Below are 19357 nucleotides of genomic sequence, written 5' to 3' on the forward strand. Positions count from 1 at the left end.
ATGAACTTTTCTAACGTTGTGGTGAGTCTTATTTTATCTGTTCTTAAACATAGCTGCGGATTTTTATTCGTTGTTGAAATAGTTTTTATTGGCAATACAAATGAGTTATGTATAATGAATGGGTGTTTAGACGTCTAAACTTCTATGTGTTTTTTATTTAAATAGGATTGCCAATGCGCTTGTTTGATATTTTAGGGGTACTATATGAGCCCATTAACCCTCTTGACGACCATCAACACTTGCTCAGCTATATTGAGCCTGAATTAAATGAAGATGGTAGCTGTCCTATTTTTAAAGTGCCCGGCAATACCTACGATTTAAGTCAATATGCCGAGTCTGAACAACAACGACGTAATTTGTTGGATCTCCTGACTCGTTTAAGTCGACTGGTACAATGGATCCATATCAAAACCGATGTGCTTTGGTTTGGTATTTATCTTCGCCATGGGGATAAACTGGTGAAATACGTTTATAACGGCGAAATGAGTAAAGCGGAATTTGAAATTTCAGCTGAGTATTTAGAAAAGTCGATTAACACTCGGGTGATCATGGAAAGAAAACCTTATTATATCCCGGATGTAGATCGTCACACCGGGCCTTATTATCGTTGTGATGCGAAAGTGAAATCCGAATTATGCTGTCCAATTTTTGCACCGGATGGCCAAGTTATTGGTATTTTTGATAGCGAAGATCATCGCAAAAATTTCTTTGACGATAAAATTGATTTTATTGCCCGTCGAGTTAAACGAGCCATTGAAATCTTTTTAGAAGATCACCCCTATATTCGCCAGTCATCGGATTTTAATATCCGTGAGTCTGATTATGAAAAAGAGATGAGAACAAGCCTAAAGTCGGCCTAGATTAACGCATCCTTAGCCAGTAAAACTTGCCATAATAGCGTTACTGTTTTTGTTCACTCTACGCTGTGGTTTCGCTTAGGGTGAACAAGCGTTTTCATTGCCAATATCAGTTAGCTTTATAAATCAAAATAGAGATAATCTTATGAAACAACATAACAAGTTAAACTATGTCGAGTTTGCTGCATCAGATATCGATGCGACTAAAAGCTTTTTTTCTTCGAGCTTTGGCTGGGATTTTGTAGATTACGGTGCAGAATATACCTCATTTTCAAATCAGGGATTAGATGGCGGTTTTTATAAAACAGATAAGGCGTCGACGACCAAAAATGGTGGGGCGCTTTTAGTGCTTTATAGTTCGAATCTTCAAGCTAGCTTACAACAAGTGATTGCCAATGGTGGCAGGATTGTCAAAGAGATATTCGAATTTCCAGGCGGTTGTCGCTTTCACTTTAAAGAACCAAGCGGTAATGAGTTTGCAGTATGGTCAGAGCAACGTTGATTGTATTTTAAGCTGAAAACTTAAGGTCTGATGTTTTGTGTTGTTTTAAACTAAGCGATCAGGACAGTTGAATGTCAAACGTCTCTTGTTTTTGTCTTAACATGGTACAGTTTTTGACTTTAAACCATTGGTGTAACTGCTCAGAATCAATCAATAGTGGCATCCGTTTATGGTATTGCTCACACTGAACCGTTGGGGCTGTCGTTAAAGTTACCAGTAAAGGGAGACCACCGTCAGCGGCTTGATAACATATCCCAGCCATAAAAAGCGGTCTTTGGTGCAAGGGCCTAAATAGGTATTTTTGCTTTTTTGTCATATTGGATTGCCATTCGTACCAAGCACTAAATGGCACGATACAACGGCGCCTATTAAAGGCAGATTTAAAGGTGGCTTTCGTATCTACGGTCTCAGACTGAGCATTTATGATTAATTTATTGGCCCATTTCGGCTTTATTCCCCATAGTGTATCTTGCTGTTGCCAACCACTATCACCCAGTACTAAGGTGCTTACTGGTTGACTAGGGCAAAGATCTTGATTGTCATCACAAGCAAAGCCAGTGAGTAAGTGGGTTTGCACCCACTGTTCAACTTGATGCCGATTTACCGAAAATCTACCACACATTTTTAACTTTAAACATCGCTAGTGCATTTTTTGATTGTATAAATATTGGATGTAATCGTTGATACTATCAGACCATAAAAAGCGTTGTGATTTTGCCGTATGTTGCATTTTTTGCCATTGACTTGGGGCTGACGTTATCATCTTTAAGGCTATCATTAAGGTACTTAACATATTGTCGGTTTGCTCTTTTATTGTCGCACCAGAAAATAGAAAGCCACTAGTCAGGTGGTCGATAGTATCACCTAACCCCCCAATACGATGGGCAAGGCAAGGCTGGCCTGCTCGCATTGCTAGCATTTGCGATATTCCACAAGGTTCGAACGAGCTCGGCATTAAAAACAAGTCACCATTAACATAAAGCTGGTCCGACAAACTTGCAAAGTAACCATTTATAAACAATAGGTTAGTGTGTTTTTTCATGGCTGTAGCTAAGCTTTTCTCCAGCGCTATGTCACCCGAGCCTAAAATAATTAAGCGGGCATCAAAAGCACCAAGTTGTTGCATCATAGCGTCAATGACTAACCCTTGCTGAGATGGTGCGAATAAAAGTTTAATTTTTTGCTCGGTCAGACGGCCAATACTTAACAACAGAGGGCCTTTCGTAGCTTGTTTTGCCCACTTGTGACAACGCTCTTTTGCGAGCTTTAAACGTTGTGATTTACCTTCATCGTTGGTGCTAAATTGGCTAATGGTCTGTTGAATTTGATCGATTAACTCGAGTTCAGATATTTTATTCGGTAGCCTTACATCGTAATCACAGCCGTTTAAAATGCCAAATAATCGACCCTCTTCAAACGCATTCATAAGATCAAGCTCTAATCCTTCACCACCAATAAAGCCATTTTCTGGATCACTTGGCTTGAGTACTTCATTGGCGTAGGTTGGTGAAACCACATGCACGGCATCTGAAAGGTTAATGGCGGCACGAGTCGGGTTCAGGCAATGGATATAACGAGGGTCATTAATGAGATTGGTCTGATAGCAAAGCCAAGGAAACCAGCTTTTTAAGGATGACGCATCATGTTCGAGTGGACGAATGCCTTGGATTGCCAAATTATGCACACTGTAAACGGTGCGAATCGACTTTAATCTTTTATATGTTGGGTCAAATTGTCGAAGAATCGAGACCATGGCACTATGCCAATCGTGCAAGTGCATAATATCAACCTGATCAAACCAATGTTTGGTGACTAATTCACATACGCTGATACAGAAAAAGGCAAACTTGTTGGCATCAGAGTAAAAAGGTTTATCGGCGCCATCATCAAAATAAATTTGTCCTGGTTTACCGGCATGCAGTAGAGGGTGTTCTAACACATATTGGTGTACATTTTTATCCCCTGCTAAGGCGATTTTGTACAAAGATACAATTTCTTTTTGCTCTCGAAATGGCACTTCAAACTGCAGCAAAAGCTCAGATGGACTTGCTGTCGACTGGTATTGATATCCAGGTACAATCACATCAACATGCACATTTTTTTGGGCTAAAAATTTGGGGATATCACGAATAACATCACCAATACCACCTACTTTACCATTGGGAAGAGCATCGTTTTCTGCTGCGACCATTAATACTTTAAGCAAACTACGTTTCCTAACAGATGTATTTTTACAGTTATGTAAAACCAAACTGTAAATAAAAAGGCAGGTAGTTTACTACCTGCGCAGATATTTTTGACCATAAACTTTGTTTTGCCCTTGGTTAAGGCTAAAACATATTCATAACGAAGACGGTTATTTAATTGTCTTGGGCGTGTTTTTTATTATATGCAAATATCATATCCCGAGTAACCAAAACCACCCCTTTTTTCGTCACCCGAAAACCATTGGCTCTGTCGTCATCATGATTAATACCAATGTTAAGGTTGGGTGGGATCTCCGCACTTCGATCAATAATGGCTTTGTGTATTTGACAACCACGATTGATCACCGCACCAGGTAAAACTACCGACTGAGAGATACTGCAAAATGAATTTACTCGCACCTTAGAAAATATTAATGACTCTCGAACCGTACTGCCAGATATGACCACGCCGTTAGCAACAATCGAGTTTAACGCCAGACCACGGCGATTTTCCTCATCAAAAACAAATTTTGCCGGCGCCGATTGCTCCTGAAAGGTCCAAATAGGCCAGTTACTGTCGTACATATTGAGCTGTGGTACCGGTTCGACTAATTCCATATTGGCTTCCCAAAATGAGTCTAAGGTACCGACATCTCGCCAATACGGTTGACCACCGGTTTCTGGGTCGATAAATGGATAGGCATAGACGTTATGAGACTTGATGATACTGGGAATAATGTCATGGCCAAAATCGGAGCTTGAGTCGAGACTCTCATGCGCTTTTTCCAGTTGCTCAAATAAAAACTCGGTATTAAAAACATAGTTGCCCATCGAGGCTAGGGTAATCCCAGGTTTGCCCGGAACTTCAGAAGGGTGCTCGGGTTTTTCATCAAAGCGTTGCACTTTGTGGTTTTCATCAACGGTCATTACTCCAAAGGCGCCAGCAGCTTCTTCAACAGGCACTTCAATGCAACAAACTGACATATCTGCATTGTTCGCAACATGTTTTGCAAGCAATAAACCATAGTCCATTTGGTAAATATGATCGCCCGATAAGATCATCACGTATTTGGGCAATTCATGTTTAATAATGTCTATATTTTGAAAAACTGCATCCGCGGTGCCTAAGTACCATTGGTCGCCACAACGTTGTGATGCCGGAAGAATTTCAACAGACTCACCAAGCTCTTTTTTAAAGTGCCCCCAGGCACGGTTAATATGTCGAATCAAAGAATGAGATTTATACTGGGTCGCGACGCCAACATTACGAATACCCGAGTTAATGCAATTTGAAAGAGGAAAGTCAATAATTCGGTATTTGCCGCCAAAATAAGTGGCAGGTTTTGCTCGCCAATCCGTTAACTCGTGTAATCTAGAGCCTTTGCCACCGGCAAGAATTAAGGCGTAAGTTTGCTTTGTTAAGTTACTAATAAAGCGATTCGACTGTTGCGACATTAGTGCTCCTAAAAAAAGGTAAGTTTTTATTGTTATCTTAAGTCTAGACTAAAGTTTGGCAGTTTTTGCTAGCTCATACATTTAGTCTAGATTTAAACTTTTTATATGTTAATTACAGCGCCTTGTTTGCACTAATTACGTCATCACGACCGAGTTTTCTGAGCCAAAGTCATTGGCTTGGTACGCATCAGCCTGATAGTCGTTTTCCCATTCACTGTCATTTAGCAGGTAACGAAACTCAAACGCGGCATTTTTCTCCAATCTGATTTTGGTTCGAAACGCTTTCGTTTTTTTGTTGTATTTCATCGCCATTGGTTGCCAGTCGCTGAACTCACCAACTAAGGCCACCTTTTCAACATCTTCGCGGCTAAATTCAAAGGTTACCTCGGCTTGATCTTTGGTTTTAAAGAATTTTTTCGTTAGCATGATTAAAGTCCCTAAATTTGTTGTTGTGTAAATTTTTATCAAATGACTTTGGATACCCTAAAACTGCTTGCTCTAAAGTCGATTACTCAAATAGTAAGATGATGTTTGTCTTTGCATATCGAGCCATATCTGTGCACGTTATAAGTTTGCGACATCGGAGTGCACAAGGTTGCACAGATTTTGTGCGATTAACGATTTGCTTTAAGATAACCACCCTCATTAATATTTCAGCATAAACCATACCAATTGATTAATAATCAAAGATTAAAATTTAAAATGTACACAGGTTAAAAGGACGAACAAGTGAAAATCATTTTAAATAAGCGGTTAAACTAGCCTCTCGCTTTAGTAAAGATAGGCGATATCTTTGATTGAGTTTTGATTTAAAAATAGGTAATTAGGTCTTGGCAAGTGGTAAAGTGACTGTGATATCAACCCCGTTTTGGTTGGGCATATTGCTCGCTTTGATCTGACCATGATGAAACTGGGCAATCACTCGGCAGATGTACAAGCCAATGCCTAAATGAGGTGTTGTTCGAGCTGTATTGTCTCGAACCGAGACCATGGGGTCAAAGATTGAATGGTCCATACCCGCGGGTAATAATGAACCAAAATTACTCACCACCAGGGTCGCATGCCCGCCATCAACTTTTAAGCGGATGTTTATCGGGGCATTATGAGCACTAAATTCGACCGCATTTGAGATGATCTTGTCAAAAAGCTGGGCAATATGTTCATCACTGCCCATCATCATCAAGTCGGTGTCGAGTATTTCAACATTAAACGCCTGATCGGGATACACTTGCTGGTAGCCTAAAGAGCAACCTTTAACCAATTCTGATAAATTAAATAACGACATATCACTGGTTTGTAGCGCTTGTTCTAGGTGCGTTGCCTCGCTCATTGCCAATAACATCGAATTTAAGCGCTCGATACCATCTTTTGCTCGTTGCATATAAGGTGACTGTTCAATATGCCCAGATTTTTGCTCCATCATTTCAAGAGACGATCTGACAATGGATATTGGGGTTTTTAACTCATGGGATAACCTTGAAGACATATTTTCAAGATAATCGTTATATTGGCTTAGTTGATGAATCATATTGGCAAACGTGCGCGATACTTCACCAATTTCATCGCTACTTTGAAATGCTTTAATTTGATGTTGGATACGGCCATGCTCATCCACGGCATGTTCTACTTGATCTCTTAATTTACGAATACGCAGCGATGTCCATAGCGAGTAAATAAACAGTGAAATCACGCTTAATGCAATCAATAAACTGGTGATGATAATACCTTCAATGGCTTTGTTACGAATATTGCGTATACCATGTGTGGTTTCTTCAACAATCACCACCCCTTCAACGTTGTTGTTTAAATAAATCGGGTGAGCAGCCGATAGGATCACCGCTTTATTGTCTTTTGATTTCCACCAAAATGAGTCTGGTTGACCTTTTAAAGCATTCAGGATGTGCTTTTGGTTTTTACGTTGATTAAAGTCTTCACTAATGAAGTTTTTTGCAGGTTTCACTAAATAAAGTGAATAAAACGGGTCCAAAATCCAATCTTTGAGCTGATTAAAAAAACTGGGTTTATTACGGGTAAGATCTTCATTAATCCAGGCCCCAGTCGCTTCGACTAACGAGCCTTTTTGCAACAGTTCTCGTTGGTGTACATCAATCACTCGAATTGACGAGTGCGTACGTTTACTGGCTTCAATGATTCGTTCTATTTGTTTGGAAGGCACGGTAAAGGTACCTAAATCCTCGATTTTTTCGGTGCTGGTAGTGCCGATATTAATTGCGGGTTGAGCAAAGCCATAATCATCAACATCGGTAATGTGAAAGCCAAACTTTTCGCCGACCAATTCATTGGGGATCCTAAGTTCGATGTTATACCCATTGGCCTTGTTAACAACCATGCCTTGAATCCGGTTTTCAGGTCTGGGAAATATATAACCATTATCATCGCTTGGCATTTCATAGGCGGTTGTCCAACCTGGGCCAAAATTGGTGAAGATATAACGAACCAATTGATTTTGCTTATTAATGGTTGCGAGCTCAAGGTGGTCGTTTTTTAACACCGATATTTTGTTTTTATCGCGATACACTACGCTATCGTCAAGCACCGCAAAAAAAGCATAAACATGATCTTTATAACGGCCAATGTGGGTGGTGTAAGACAAGCTCACACGTTCAGGTGGGACTAAGTAAAACTCGACTTGGTCATGCTTTTTTACTTGATTGTTGGCGTTATAGCGATTGGTATTTTCTGCAGTGATGTGATTTTGCCAATCATCTGAGTTACCATCAAGGGCAATGGCGCTGTCTATTTGGGTAGGGAAAAAATCTTTTCCTGTTTCTAATTTTTTCTTATAGCTTGCATGCTTATTAAAAAGATTTGGGCGTTCATGCAACGCAGTCGCTAAACCACGCGCATTTCCCATCAGGTTTTGCTCTTGGCCTTTGCGTAATAACTCCTCCATTGCGCCAATATAAAAATAACCTATAAATGGAATGGCAAATAAAAAGCTGGCCACAAACATCAGCTTTAGGGTTAAACTGAGTCGAAATGCTTTCATCTTCTGCTTACTCGACAACTCTAATATTCATCATGCCAACGATAACCCATGCCATAGACCGTATCGATACAACTAAAGTTGTTATCAACTAAGGCGAATTTTTTGCGAATGCGTTTGATGTGGGCGGTCACGGTATTATCATCAACATATATTTTTGCGTCATTCATAAGTTGTTGCTTTGATTTTACGTGACCTGGGTTTAGGGCTAATGAATGCACCATCCAAAATTCGGTTATGGTGGAGTTAATAAGCTGGCCGCGCCAATGAATATTCAGCCTGTCCATATTAATGGTTAGGGCACCGCGGTTAATTTGCTGTTCATCTTGCTGCGGTTTTTCAAGGCATTTTAAATAGGTTAAAATGGCATGTATGCGCGCACTTAAATTAGCAAAACTCATGGTTTTGCTAACATAGTCGTTAGCCCCAAGACGCAAGCCACTAATGATATCAGCATCACTATCTCGAGCGGTTAAGAAAATAATCGGTAAGGTAGCGGATTTGTCTCTAAGATAACGACATAAGTCAAATCCGCCATCAAATTCGTCTTCCAGGCCTATATCTAAAATGGCTAAGTGTGGTAGAGCCAATTCAAACGCATTTAAAGCGCTTTGTTTGTTTTTATAGGTTTGGACAATAAACCCTTGCTGGCGCAAAGCATCTGCGTAGTTCTCTCTTATTGCTTCATCATCTTCAACAATTGCAATACGTTTGCTCATTTAAATAAGGTCCTTAGTTTTGCTATAACCTGACTGTATCAAAAATTGAGTGATTAAACACAAGGATAGGGTAAACGTCATAATTGGTCACAATTGATGGTTAAAGGTTCATTTTTAAAAGTCAGTTTAGTCATTTTTAAGTTGTTAAATAAACACAACAAAACAACAACCTACACTAACAAACTGATTTAAAAAGGTGAACCAAATGAACAAAAAATCGAATCTAACCCTATCGACTTTAATGCTTTGCACAAGCTTGGTAACGCTTAATGTTCAAGCTAATAACAATGAGCCTGCAGTGCCTAAATTCGATATGCAACAAGAGCCCTTGGCAAATGAAAGAGCCTGGGGGCTAAGTCTTGGCGTGGTAATTGGGGGCATTTTAGGGGGGCCTCCAGGTGCATTCATTAGCGCAATCGCAGGTGATTTTATTGGTCAAAGTATTGTGAATAACGACGAGATCACAACATTGAAAAACAATATAAATGCGACAGAATTTGAATTGAAAAGCCTAAAAAAGCAGCATCATCAACACTTAAAAAGCATGGAGAGTGCTTATCAGCAAGAGATTAGCAATTTGGTCTCGAAATATGAACAAGGCATCAGTGCGCAAGCCCACAATATTATGATGAGCATGCAATTTCGCACGGGGTCAAGTGACTTAGAGCCACATTACAAAGAGCAAGTAGTGGCGTTGGCTAAGTTGCTAGAGGATGGCGATGATTTGGTCATTGACTTGTCTGGCTATACCGATAAGCAGGGAAGTGAAGACAATAATTACCAGCTTTCATTGGCTCGAGTGAATACGGTGAAAGCTTTACTGCTCGAACACGGCATAAAGCAAGAACGTATTGTTGCAAGCGCATTTGGGGAAACGGCACCTCTTGAGGCCAACAGTCATTCTGAAGTCAATTATTTTGACCGTCGAGTGGTCATGAAAGTTACGCCAATGCATTCACAATTAGCGTTTAAAGTCGAACATTAATCCCATTATTTCGCTCCCGCCGTCAGAAGTTCCCCCTCTGACTAAGCAAAAGGATCTGCTAAGCAGATCCTTTTTTTATGATGCTTTTTAGGCGTTGTTATTGCTTAATCCAAGGTGTTAAAGTGAATCGCACTGGGGTATTTTTCATTGTGAAAAATGGTATGCATGGCTTTAACAAAATCTGATTGTTGGGCTGAAAAAATATTATCGACGTATTTTTGTGGGTTACGATCAATAAACGGGAACATGCTGCTTTGGATTTGAATTTGCAGTTTATGACCTCGTTTAATGGTGTGGAGCACATCGTAGAGCTCAAAGTTTACCGCTGTTGGTTTATTTGGCTCAAACGGTTTGGGTTCACTCATGCTGTCACGAAAACGACCGCGAATAACCCCCCATCGTACCAGCTCATGACGATTCCCATTGGCTTTATCGACTTTATCGGCATTTACATCTTTACCTGGAAATACATCAATCAGCTTCACTACAATATCTGCAGCGGACTGAGTGGTAGAAAACCATAGGTTTAAATCAATGGCACCTGCAATGGTCAAATCCTCTTGCATTACTTCGGTTTCAAACACTAATACATCAGGGCGACGAGCAGCAAAACGCTGATCTTCAACCATATAAGGTTTGTCCCAACCACGGCTAATGTTAGCCGAATGAGGTACAGGTTTATTCGGGTCGCTAATGTACTGACTTTCGCCACGGGCTGGTTTTTGCGCCGATAAGCCTTCATTAGCGGTTAAATATAGGGTATTGGCTGTTGCCGCTTTTGGAGGCCAAACATCAAATTCACGCCATCGATTACTGCCGGTTTCAAACATGGTCGCACTAGCAATATTGGCGTCATTTGCGTCTTTAAGATGTTGCTTGAAAAATGGGAGTAAAATATTGCTTTGAAACCAAGCACTGGTATTAAAGCCAAAATTGGCTTCTCCTAAGCTGTCTCCTTTACCGGTATTCCATTGGCCATGCGACCATGGGCCCATGATCATTTTGATGTGTTCTTTTTTATTGCCATTTGACATGGTTTGGTAGGTAGCTAAGGGGCCGTATAGGTCTTCTGTATCGTACCAACCTCCAACAATTAAGGTCGCAGGCTTCACCCGATCAAGGTGTTGTAATAAATCACGAGCTTGCCAGTATTCGTCATAATTAGGGTGCTCAGTTAACTCATTCCAAAATGGACGCGTACCATGGAAGTACTTTTTATTGACATTAGATAAAGGCCCTAGCTCACGGAAAAAGTCGTACCCATCTGGGGTGACAGACTTCATGCTTTCAGGCCAGGCTGCGTGTGTACCATCGCGCGCTTTATCAAAGCTATCAAAAAACAAGAAAGCCATAGGCACGACAAAAGCACCATTGCGATGAAAATCATCAAAAAACCAATCCGCAATAGGGGCCTGAGGTGATAAGGCTTTTAACGCTGGGTGACTGTTAATACCCGCAACCGAGGTGTAGTAACCTGGGTAGGACGTTCCCCACATACCAACCTTGCCATTATTGTTATCAATATTGTTAATTAACCATTCAATGGTGTCATAGGTATCGGTGGCGTCATCGACGGATTTACCACCACGTTGATGGGCATTTTGTGGACGCATGTTAACAAATTCGCCTTCTGACATAAATTTGCCTCGAACGTCTTGAAAGACAAAGATAAAACCCTCTTGTTCAAAGCTGGCATCAGGCCCCAACCTGGTTTTGTATTTATCACTGCCGTATGGCGCCACACGATAAGGCGTGCGTTGCATCATGATTGGGTAACTTTGGGATTTATTGTTTGGTCGATAAACCGAGGTGAATAATTTAACCCCGTCACGCATTGGGATTTGATATTCAAACTTACTGTAGTTGGCACGAATATAATCGGCTCTTGGGTCTGTTTTTTGATCTGCTGCCAGAGAAAAGACACTGACAATCAGTAACAAAAAACCAAGGCCAAAGCGTTGTAATTGCTTAACTTGCATGGTAATTCCTTTACTAATTTTAATCATAAGGTGCCAGTTTATCCCAGTGATTAGCGATTGCCAATGAAATAGCTTGCTGACCTGGGAGTTAAAAACAAGTGCCACAATAGGTACGCGAGAAAAAGAGGACGTTACCTTGGGCAGACCCATTGTCACAATTGGTCATTATTTATCGTGTTTAGGTCAGAATTGAGCGCCAAAATGGTCAGAAATTTTTTGTTTAATGATAGCCATTAAAGGAGAACATTTATGACCACTACACATTATATCAAGGGCCGGGAAGCGGTCTCTAAACCAGCCCTTTTTCGCGACGCCTTATCTCTCTTATATATTGTGGTTGCTAGCTTGCTGATGTTCACCAGCATCACATTTGCCAGCGAAGTTCCCCCGACACAATTACCTCAAGGGCATAGCCTTCTTGCATCCGAAATAAACGTACAACAAGTTGAAAGTGGTAGTTTGTTTTTAAAAACCGCGCATGGTTATCTTCAAAGCGTTAAAACCAAAAGTGAATATCAAGTTGAGATCACCGGTATGTTTGCGAGAGTGCGCTTAAGCCAATCGTTTGCCAACGAATCGCCTTATTGGTCTGAAGCAATTTACCTATTTCCTTTAACTCAAGGTGCCTCTGTTAATGCGATGAAAATGGTGATTGGCCAACGCATCATTAAAGGGAAAATTGAACCACGAAAACAAGCGCAAAAAAAATATCAACAAGCCAAACAACAGGGGCAAAAAGCGGCCTTAATTGAGCAAGAAAGACCAAATTTATTTACCAGCTCTGTCGCCAACATTCCCCCAGGGGAAGCGATTGAAGTAAGCATTCAATACTTGGTAAAAGTGGATTATCACAAGCAACTATTTTCATTAAGGCTACCGTTAACGCTAACCCCTAGATACATACCTAAGCAGACTCAAGCGATAGACCAAGGTGCTTCTACCTTATATCACCCTAATATGCAGGGGGTAAAGCGAGAACATTCAGACACACCAGGTTGGGCAGGCGCTTTGGCTAGGATGAATTCAAAGACCCGAGCCGGTTTACGGCCAATCTCGGTTGAGCAAGGGCATGGTTGGGCCATGGTCAGTTCGCAAGTACCCGATGCCAGTCGTATTACGCCACCTCAACTACCGTCGCATTTCGCTCAGCAGGCGGGGATCAATATTCGGTTTAATACGGGCTTGCCAGTGACCAATATTCATAGTTTGTATCACCCTATTAAGCGACAAGAACAACAGGTCAGCCTAGCAACGTCATCGGTCGCTATGGATAGAGACTTTGTTATTCAATGGTCATTCAACCGCTCAGATCAGCCTCAAGCAGCGTTTTTTAAAGAACGTTATGATGGCGATGACTATGGTTTGATTTTGTTTAATCCGCCAGAGCGAACAGCCATAAAACCGACGCCAAAACATATGACCTACATTATTGATACGTCGGGTTCAATGGGGGGAGTCGCCATAAGGCAAGCCAAAAGAGCACTGCAATATGCCGTGATGGAACTAAAAGAAACTGACCAATTTAATATTATTTCGTTTAATAGCTTCTCTACCTCTTTATTTCAACGCGCGGTTGTAGCCAATCGACTAAACAAGACTTTGGCCTTGAGTTGGTTGGATGAACTTAGAGCCGGTGGCGGTACTGAAATGGAAGAGGCCATCGTCAAGGCCTTATCTTTGCCTTTGGGAGCTGCGCGATTGCATCAGATTGTATTTATTACTGATGGCAGTGTGGGTAATGAGCAACAGCTTTTTGCTCTTATAGAACAGTCCATTGCCCATAATCGCTTGCATACTATTGGCATTGGCAGTGCGCCGAACAGTTACTTTATGCAACAAGCTGCAAAAGTGGGCAGAGGGCTTTATCAATACATTGGCGAGGTGGCGGAAGTTGAACAAACCATGCGCTCTTTCATTGACCGAATAAACCGCCCTCTATTAACCGATATTCGCATTCATTGGTCGGCCAATGACGTGGAGTCATATCCGTTAAAAATAACAGACTTATATGCCGGTGAACCGTTAATGATAAGTGCTCGGTGGCCACAGCAAGAACAACAGTATGTTGAGGTTTCAGGACAAATAAATGGTCAGTTATGGCACCAGCGACTGAGGCTAAATAAAGCCAAGCCAAACTCGGGTATTCGAACTCTTTGGGCGCGTGACAAAATAACCTCTGTTGAATTTTTATTACGCCACACAAATGAGCCGCAAAAGATTGCAACGTTAGAACAACAACTGACAACGCTTGCCTTAAACCATCAAATTTTGTCTCGATTTACCAGCTTTGTTGCCGTCGAAACCCAAGCCAGTCGAGAACCCAGTAACGTGCTTAAAAAGCAGATAATCGCTAATGCCATGCCTTTGGGTTCAACACAAGCCATTGTTTTTGCACAAACCGCCACTAAGGCAGGGCAACAAATAAAAGTAGGTATTGTATTATTATTTTTCATCGCTTTTTATTACCTTCTATATCAACTTTTTAAAAGGCATTGTTGAGGGTTTTGATTAGCCAGAAAAGCAAGATACCTCAAATTAATGTGACTCTACCATGGTTTATTTTGAACCACTAAACCGCGCCCAAAGCCTTTAGGAAACGATAAAAATGAAATATATTCCGGTAAAAGATTTAGCCACTATAAAGCTTAAAAGCAACAAGGTAAAAGCCAAGACGTATTCTAAAGCGTTGCCCAGATGGCAAAAATACGGGCTTATGACGCTTTTGCTCATAGCGCTAGGTCTGTTATTCTCTGCTGGTGCAATTCATGCCAAGGCATCAATTGCGCAGGTATTATTAGCGCGTTCTTGGCACCATCATGATAGTGGGCACTTAACTAAGCCTTGGCCATGGGCCGACACTTGGGCGGTAGCGAAAATAGAATTTCCCAGTTTAAAGCAAGAACACATAGTACTGTCGAATGACTCTGGTCATGCATTGGCGTTTGGCCCCGGGCTTAATGGTTTAAGTTCAAAAGTAGGGCAATCGGGAAATATTATCATTGGTGGTCATCGCGATACCCATTTTTCGATTTTACAATATTTAAATCCTCAAGAAGAGATTATTTTGAGGTCAAAAAATAACAAAGTAATTCATTACCAAGTATCTGACATTAAGGTGGTCGATACACGCAAAGATACTATATATCGCAATAGCGAAGATAAACTGATTTTAGTGACTTGCTATCCGTTTGAGCAAAGTAGCCAACCCCATCTTCGCTATGTTGTTGAGGCGTTACCTGTAAAACCTCGGCGATTTCGTCATTTCGAAAGTGCTATCGATAAGCGCGTAAAAGCTTCGGCGCAACATACAATAACAGCGCCAAAAGGAGTCGATCCAATTCAACAATCTAACTCGGGGTTGATGGCCAATGGGACAACCTATCGTTTTTAAATCGCACTTCAGCTTTATTGAGAGGTAAAAGCTTGTTGTTTTCTGATACTCTAGGCCAATTTACAACAATATCATGAGCAGGGGAAGCTTCATAATTAAGCTTCCCTGACGATTAGGAACAGCAATGAAAACAAGACATAATCATTTCAACTCGGTGCGTAAAGTGGTGTTATCGGTTGCTTTGGCAATCACACTTGCAAGTTGTCACAGTGGTCAACAGTCTGAGCAAAATGATTCAGTGTTACAGCAACAAATAACACGTCCCAAAAGCGATTTTGCTAAAGATATCAATATTTGGCCTACCCTTGAATTACCTGTTGCAAAAGACAGTCAGATTGAGCAACGCATAGCGTCTATCTTAAAGGGGATGAGTGTAGAGCAAAAAGTCGCGCAGTTAATTCAACCTGAAATTAGAGATATCACGGTTGAAGATATGCGTAGATATGGCTTTGGTTCATACTTAAATGGTGGTGGCTCTTTTCCAAACAACAATAAACACGCTACGGTTCAAGAGTGGGTTGAACTGGCTGAGTCGTTATATCAAGCATCGATTGACGACTCTTTGGACGGTTCAACTATACCAACCATGTGGGGTACAGATGCGGTACATGGGCATAATAATGTGATTGGCGCGACCTTGTTTCCGCATAACATTGGCCTGGGCGCAGCTAATAACCCTGCTTTAATTGAAAAAATCGCCAGTATTACCGCAACCGAAGTCATGGTTACAGGTATTGACTGGGTTTTTGCTCCGACTGTGGCCGTTGTTCGAGATGATCGTTGGGGGCGTACATATGAAGGGTATTCTGAAGATCCTGAGATTGTTCGAAGTTATTCAAAAGCCATTGTTTATGGCTTACAAGGTCGTGTAGATAAAGACTTTTTAAGCGATCAGAGAGTGATCTCAACGGTCAAACATTTTGTTGGTGATGGTGGCACCGAAAACGGCATCGACCAAGGTAATAATACAACCTCTGAGCAGGAGCTATTTGATATTCATGCCCAAGGTTATGTGGGAGGGCTCACCGCCGGTTCACAAAGCGTGATGGCATCATTTAATTCATGGCACGGTGAAAAGATCCATGGTAACAAATATTTATTAACTGATGTGTTAAAAAATAAAATGGGCTTTGACGGCTTTGTGGTGGGCGATTGGAACGGTCACGGGCAAATCCCCGGCTGTAGCAACACCAGTTGTCCGCAAGCGATTAATGCTGGTTTAGATGTGTTTATGGTGCCTTCTGAATATTGGAAACCGTTATTAGAAAATACCATAGAACAAGTGCAATCGGGGATCATTTCAATGCAGCGCCTTGATGATGCTGTATCACGGGTACTAAGGGTTAAATTAAGGGCCGGTTTATTTGACAAGCCCAGCCCGGCCAATCGCCCATTATCAGCTAAGGGTGAATTAGTCGGAGCACAAGCGCACCGTGATGTCGCACGACAAGCCGTACGTGAATCCTTAGTACTATTAAAAAATAACAACAATATTCTGCCACTTAGCCCCAAACAACGTATTTTAGTGGCTGGAGATGGTGCTCATAATATTGGCAAGCAAAGTGGTGGCTGGAGTGTAACTTGGTCTGGTACGGGCAATAAAAATAGCGATTTCCCTGGGGGAACTTCAATTTACTCAGGCATTGAGGATGTGGTTCAAAGGGCCGGTGGTCAAGTTGAGTTGGCAGTAAATGGTGATTTTCAGCAACAGCCAGATGTTGCGATAGTGGTCTTTGGTGAAGAGCCATACGCCGAGGGTAATGGTGATATTTCTAATCTTGAATATCAGCGTGGCAACAAAACCGACTTAGCCTTGCTTAAAAAGTTAAAAGCGCAAGGGATCCCAGTGGTTTCGGTGTTTATTTCTGGCCGACCTTTGTGGGTTAACCCAGAGCTAAATGCCTCTGACGCTTTCGTTGCCGCTTGGTTACCAGGCACCGAAGGTGGTGGCGTCAGTGAGGTATTATTTAGCCAACCTAATGGCGATATTCATTATGATTTTGTTGGTAAGTTATCCTTTTCTTGGCCTGCAACAGCGCACCAAAGCAATCTTAACCGCCATGACCGCGAGTATAACCCGTTGTTGCCTTATGGCTTTGGTTTACACTATGGCCAAGTATCCACCTTATCAAATAATTTAGATGAGACTGTTGAGCAGGCTTCACAACAACTGCAATCTTTAGTTCTTTTTAAACGTTCGGCTTCAAGACCGTTTGAAGAAGTCATGGCTTCAGCTGGTGAATACCAAGATATCGTTGCAAACGTGATGACCTTAGGTGCATTAACGGTGAAAGCAGTGGATAAAAAAGTGCAAGGAGATGCGCGTAAATTAGTATTTGATGGCTCTGAGCAGGCGTCTTATTTATTGGCGAGTAACTTTTCTAACGATTTAAGAGATTATGCCGAAAGCCATAGTCAGTTGCAGATAGCCGTTAATATTGAGCAACAGCCTCAAGGTCCGGTATTCGTTGGCATGCACTGTAAAGGTAACTGTGATATTCAATTGGATGTTAGTGAGGCGTTAGCTCAAATTGCAAGCCAAGGCTGGCAAACTTTATCCATTGATTTACGTTGTTTTACTCAGCAAGGGTTGAATGCGGCGAATGTGCACACCCCATTTAGCTTAAGCAGCAGTGAAGGGCTGACTCTAACCCTGGCGGATATCACTTTAGTGACAACGCCAACATCACCAGCTTTGCTAAGTTGTAGTAAATAAATCAAGGTGTTACAATAGATTAAACCAAAATTGGTGTTTGCTTATATGGCTGATGGTCGAGCAAATGCCAATTTAAATTGCTTTTAAGGGAGTGTTAGCATGTCAGAGTTTCAGCAGAAAGAGTCTTTAATGCAACAAGTGACGATTATCTTTTATGATGAGTTAACGTTGGAGCTAAAGTCTGAATTGAAAACATTGAAACAAAACCAAGGTGGCAGAGTTATTATCCCGCAAGACTTTAAGCAAGGTAAATCAATCGTTGCCGTGTGTGAAGGGGAAGTAAACATTCTAAATAAGCAAGGCGATCGATTAGAACCCGCGACTAAGGTAGCAAAGTTAGGTTAAGTATTATTAAAAAAGTTAAAAAGCTAAAGTATAAAGCGAACCTCAGAATAGGTGTTTTTAGCTTTTTAACCGGTCTATTTTTTACGCGTCAACAAGTGCTTTTGCAAAGTCGATAGCATTCATTTCTATGGCTTCTTGATCTAATTCCCAATCCACCCCACATAAAATCGACTGTTCGGCTAGGTCAACAACAATCTCTTCTAAAAACTGTTCAAGATCTATTGCTACCGCTTGATAATCTTGCCACTCGTCGGTGCAAAATGCTTCTGCTTTTTGTTGGCTCGAAAATAATGGGAACACATCCATTTCTGGCTGATCTGATTCACAAATAACCCAGTCTTGCTCAGGCGTTTGTAGAGCCCAAAGTTGCTCTTCTTCTACGACAAGGTCTCGAAACGAGGTAAGTGTTAATTGAGTGTCTGACATCTAATTTCTCTTTACTAATAATTCAACTGCGATAATACCTTATTGTGACACCAATTGATATTAGTTCAACTTTTGCCCTTGTAGCATGGCAAAGTCGCTAAGCCATCTAGTATAGGTATATCACACATCCTTAAATATGTTCTAAAGTTATGTTTATATATTAATTTTTACGCAAGTTGAGCATGGCAAGGTATCAATTAAAGCAAAGGTTTTTATCTTTAAACGAGTGTTTTGAAATAAGCAATGAGCAAAATGAAGTCGTGTATACATTGCAGGGAAAATTTTTTAGTTTAGGTAAACAGTTTACCTTAACCAATTTAGTGAACGGGCATCAGATTAAAATACAACAAAAACTGTTGAGTTTTCGCCCTACGTTTGTTGTTAGCCAAGTTGATGAAAATGACCCCAATGCCGTTATAGGGCAACAAACGCGCATTATTAAAACCTTTTTTCCGTTACTTAAAACCCGATTTTTGATTCAATCAAATGGCAAAGAGTTGCAAGTGATGGGAAGCTTTTTTAGCCATGAATATGAGTTCTTTATTCGTCATTCTGATCATTCAAGAGAAGTGATTGCTCGAGTCAGTAAGCAGTGGTTTAGTGTCAGTGATACCTATGGTGTCGATATTTACCAAAGCCAATATACGCCTTGGATTTTAAGCTATGTGATCGTAATTGATGCCATTCACCATGAAAACGGCAAAGGCTAATTTGAACTCATCCGTATACCAAGGTTGGTAATAATTGCCACTGCACCTTGTTAAATGGTCACCGTGCCCATATAGAGAA

Annotated in this window: 16 protein-coding genes; 8 read left to right on the forward strand and 8 right to left on the reverse strand. The window is 41.1% G+C overall.

Features of this window, described 5'->3' with window-relative positions:
* Positions 1 to 173: 173 nt before the first annotated feature.
* The gene (locus tag ACAY00_RS04885) at positions 174 to 860 is read left to right on the forward strand and encodes a GAF domain-containing protein (protein WP_371378022.1); all 687 of its coding nucleotides are present in this window, start codon (positions 174 to 176) and stop codon (positions 858 to 860) included.
* Between the two features lie 142 nt (positions 861 to 1002).
* Complete coding sequence (locus tag ACAY00_RS04890; protein WP_371378025.1) at positions 1003 to 1359, forward strand: VOC family protein; 357 nt, start codon at positions 1003 to 1005, stop codon at positions 1357 to 1359.
* Positions 1360 to 1417: 58 nt separating this feature from the next.
* Here ACAY00_RS04890 and ACAY00_RS04895 read toward each other — a convergent pair whose 3' ends face one another.
* The 6 genes from ACAY00_RS04895 to pdsR form a co-directional block, all read right to left on the reverse strand.
* Positions 1418 to 1981, reverse strand: a complete 564-nt coding sequence (locus tag ACAY00_RS04895; RefSeq protein ID WP_371378028.1) for an SOS response-associated peptidase — start codon at positions 1979 to 1981, stop codon at positions 1418 to 1420.
* Positions 1982 to 1999: 18 nt separating this feature from the next.
* Complete coding sequence (locus ACAY00_RS04900; protein WP_371378031.1) at positions 2000 to 3565, reverse strand: glycogen synthase; 1566 nt, start codon at positions 3563 to 3565, stop codon at positions 2000 to 2002.
* A gap of 154 nt (positions 3566 to 3719) precedes the next feature.
* Positions 3720 to 5000, reverse strand: coding sequence for a glucose-1-phosphate adenylyltransferase (gene glgC, locus ACAY00_RS04905; protein WP_371378034.1), 1281 nt, complete (start codon positions 4998 to 5000; stop codon positions 3720 to 3722).
* Between the two features lie 135 nt (positions 5001 to 5135).
* Entirely contained in the window at positions 5136 to 5426 is a 291-nt protein-coding gene (locus ACAY00_RS04910) for an isoamylase early set domain-containing protein (RefSeq protein WP_371378037.1), read from the reverse strand.
* Between the two features lie 397 nt (positions 5427 to 5823).
* Positions 5824 to 8010, reverse strand: coding sequence for a proteobacterial dedicated sortase system histidine kinase (pdsS, locus tag ACAY00_RS04915; RefSeq protein ID WP_371378039.1), 2187 nt, complete (start codon positions 8008 to 8010; stop codon positions 5824 to 5826).
* 20 nt (positions 8011 to 8030) lie between these two features.
* Positions 8031 to 8726 (reverse strand): proteobacterial dedicated sortase system response regulator, encoded by a 696-nt coding sequence (gene pdsR / locus ACAY00_RS04920; protein ID WP_371378041.1) that lies wholly within the window; start codon positions 8724 to 8726, stop codon positions 8031 to 8033.
* Between the two features lie 205 nt (positions 8727 to 8931).
* Between pdsR and pdsO the strand changes: the two genes are divergently transcribed.
* The gene (gene pdsO, locus ACAY00_RS04925) at positions 8932 to 9711 is read left to right on the forward strand and encodes a sortase-associated OmpA-like protein PdsO (RefSeq protein WP_371378043.1); all 780 of its coding nucleotides are present in this window, start codon (positions 8932 to 8934) and stop codon (positions 9709 to 9711) included.
* Between the two features lie 104 nt (positions 9712 to 9815).
* Here pdsO and ACAY00_RS04930 read toward each other — a convergent pair whose 3' ends face one another.
* On the reverse strand, positions 9816 to 11690 hold the full coding sequence (locus tag ACAY00_RS04930; protein ID WP_371378046.1) for a CocE/NonD family hydrolase: 1875 nt from the start codon (positions 11688 to 11690) through the stop codon (positions 9816 to 9818).
* A 249-nt stretch (positions 11691 to 11939) separates the two neighbouring features.
* Between ACAY00_RS04930 and ACAY00_RS04935 the strand changes: the two genes are divergently transcribed.
* The 4 genes from ACAY00_RS04935 to ACAY00_RS04950 all read left to right on the forward strand — a co-directional run bounded on the left by ACAY00_RS04935 (position 11940) and on the right by ACAY00_RS04950 (position 18142).
* Positions 11940 to 14189: a marine proteobacterial sortase target protein gene (locus tag ACAY00_RS04935; RefSeq protein WP_371378049.1), complete on the forward strand. Its 2250-nt coding sequence runs from the start codon at positions 11940 to 11942 to the stop codon at positions 14187 to 14189.
* A gap of 106 nt (positions 14190 to 14295) precedes the next feature.
* On the forward strand, positions 14296 to 15081 hold the full coding sequence (locus tag ACAY00_RS04940) for a class GN sortase (RefSeq protein WP_371378052.1): 786 nt from the start codon (positions 14296 to 14298) through the stop codon (positions 15079 to 15081).
* A 124-nt stretch (positions 15082 to 15205) separates the two neighbouring features.
* On the forward strand, positions 15206 to 17797 hold the full coding sequence (locus ACAY00_RS04945) for an exo 1,3/1,4-beta-D-glucan glucohydrolase (RefSeq protein WP_371378055.1): 2592 nt from the start codon (positions 15206 to 15208) through the stop codon (positions 17795 to 17797).
* A 99-nt stretch (positions 17798 to 17896) separates the two neighbouring features.
* A complete protein-coding gene (locus ACAY00_RS04950; protein ID WP_371378057.1) occupies positions 17897 to 18142 on the forward strand; it encodes a TIGR02922 family protein in 246 nt (81 codons plus the stop codon).
* Between the two features lie 81 nt (positions 18143 to 18223).
* Here ACAY00_RS04950 and ACAY00_RS04955 read toward each other — a convergent pair whose 3' ends face one another.
* Positions 18224 to 18568, reverse strand: a complete 345-nt coding sequence (locus ACAY00_RS04955; RefSeq protein ID WP_371378060.1) for a DUF2750 domain-containing protein — start codon at positions 18566 to 18568, stop codon at positions 18224 to 18226.
* A gap of 182 nt (positions 18569 to 18750) precedes the next feature.
* Here ACAY00_RS04955 and ACAY00_RS04960 point away from each other — a divergent pair, with 182 nt between their 5' ends.
* Positions 18751 to 19278, forward strand: a complete 528-nt coding sequence (locus tag ACAY00_RS04960; protein ID WP_371378063.1) for an LURP-one-related/scramblase family protein — start codon at positions 18751 to 18753, stop codon at positions 19276 to 19278.
* Positions 19279 to 19357 lie beyond the last annotated feature (79 nt).

The organism is Thalassotalea sp. 273M-4, assembly GCF_041410465.1.
GTDB lineage: Bacteria > Pseudomonadota > Gammaproteobacteria > Enterobacterales > Alteromonadaceae > Thalassotalea_A > Thalassotalea_A aquiviva.

Bases quoted from the DNA above. Each gene is read 5' to 3' on its own strand.
- ACAY00_RS04885 (WP_371378022.1), top strand. From the start codon at position 174: ATGCGCTTGTTTGATATTTTAGGGGTACTATATGAGCCCATTAACCCT.
- ACAY00_RS04890 (WP_371378025.1), top strand. From the start codon at position 1,003: ATGAAACAACATAACAAGTTAAACTATGTCGAGTTTGCTGCATCAGAT.
- ACAY00_RS04895 (WP_371378028.1), bottom strand. From the start codon at position 1,981: ATGTGTGGTAGATTTTCGGTAAATCGGCATCAAGTTGAACAGTGGGTG.
- glgC (WP_371378034.1), bottom strand. From the start codon at position 5,000: ATGTCGCAACAGTCGAATCGCTTTATTAGTAACTTAACAAAGCAAACT.
- ACAY00_RS04910 (WP_371378037.1), bottom strand. From the start codon at position 5,426: ATGCTAACGAAAAAATTCTTTAAAACCAAAGATCAAGCCGAGGTAACC.
- pdsS (WP_371378039.1), bottom strand. From the start codon at position 8,010: ATGAAAGCATTTCGACTCAGTTTAACCCTAAAGCTGATGTTTGTGGCC.
- pdsR (WP_371378041.1), bottom strand. From the start codon at position 8,726: ATGAGCAAACGTATTGCAATTGTTGAAGATGATGAAGCAATAAGAGAG.
- pdsO (WP_371378043.1), top strand. From the start codon at position 8,932: ATGAACAAAAAATCGAATCTAACCCTATCGACTTTAATGCTTTGCACA.
- ACAY00_RS04930 (WP_371378046.1), bottom strand. From the start codon at position 11,690: ATGCAAGTTAAGCAATTACAACGCTTTGGCCTTGGTTTTTTGTTACTG.
- ACAY00_RS04935 (WP_371378049.1), top strand. From the start codon at position 11,940: ATGACCACTACACATTATATCAAGGGCCGGGAAGCGGTCTCTAAACCA.
- ACAY00_RS04940 (WP_371378052.1), top strand. From the start codon at position 14,296: ATGAAATATATTCCGGTAAAAGATTTAGCCACTATAAAGCTTAAAAGC.
- ACAY00_RS04945 (WP_371378055.1), top strand. From the start codon at position 15,206: ATGAAAACAAGACATAATCATTTCAACTCGGTGCGTAAAGTGGTGTTA.
- ACAY00_RS04950 (WP_371378057.1), top strand. From the start codon at position 17,897: ATGTCAGAGTTTCAGCAGAAAGAGTCTTTAATGCAACAAGTGACGATT.
- ACAY00_RS04955 (WP_371378060.1), bottom strand. From the start codon at position 18,568: ATGTCAGACACTCAATTAACACTTACCTCGTTTCGAGACCTTGTCGTA.
- ACAY00_RS04960 (WP_371378063.1), top strand. From the start codon at position 18,751: ATGGCAAGGTATCAATTAAAGCAAAGGTTTTTATCTTTAAACGAGTGT.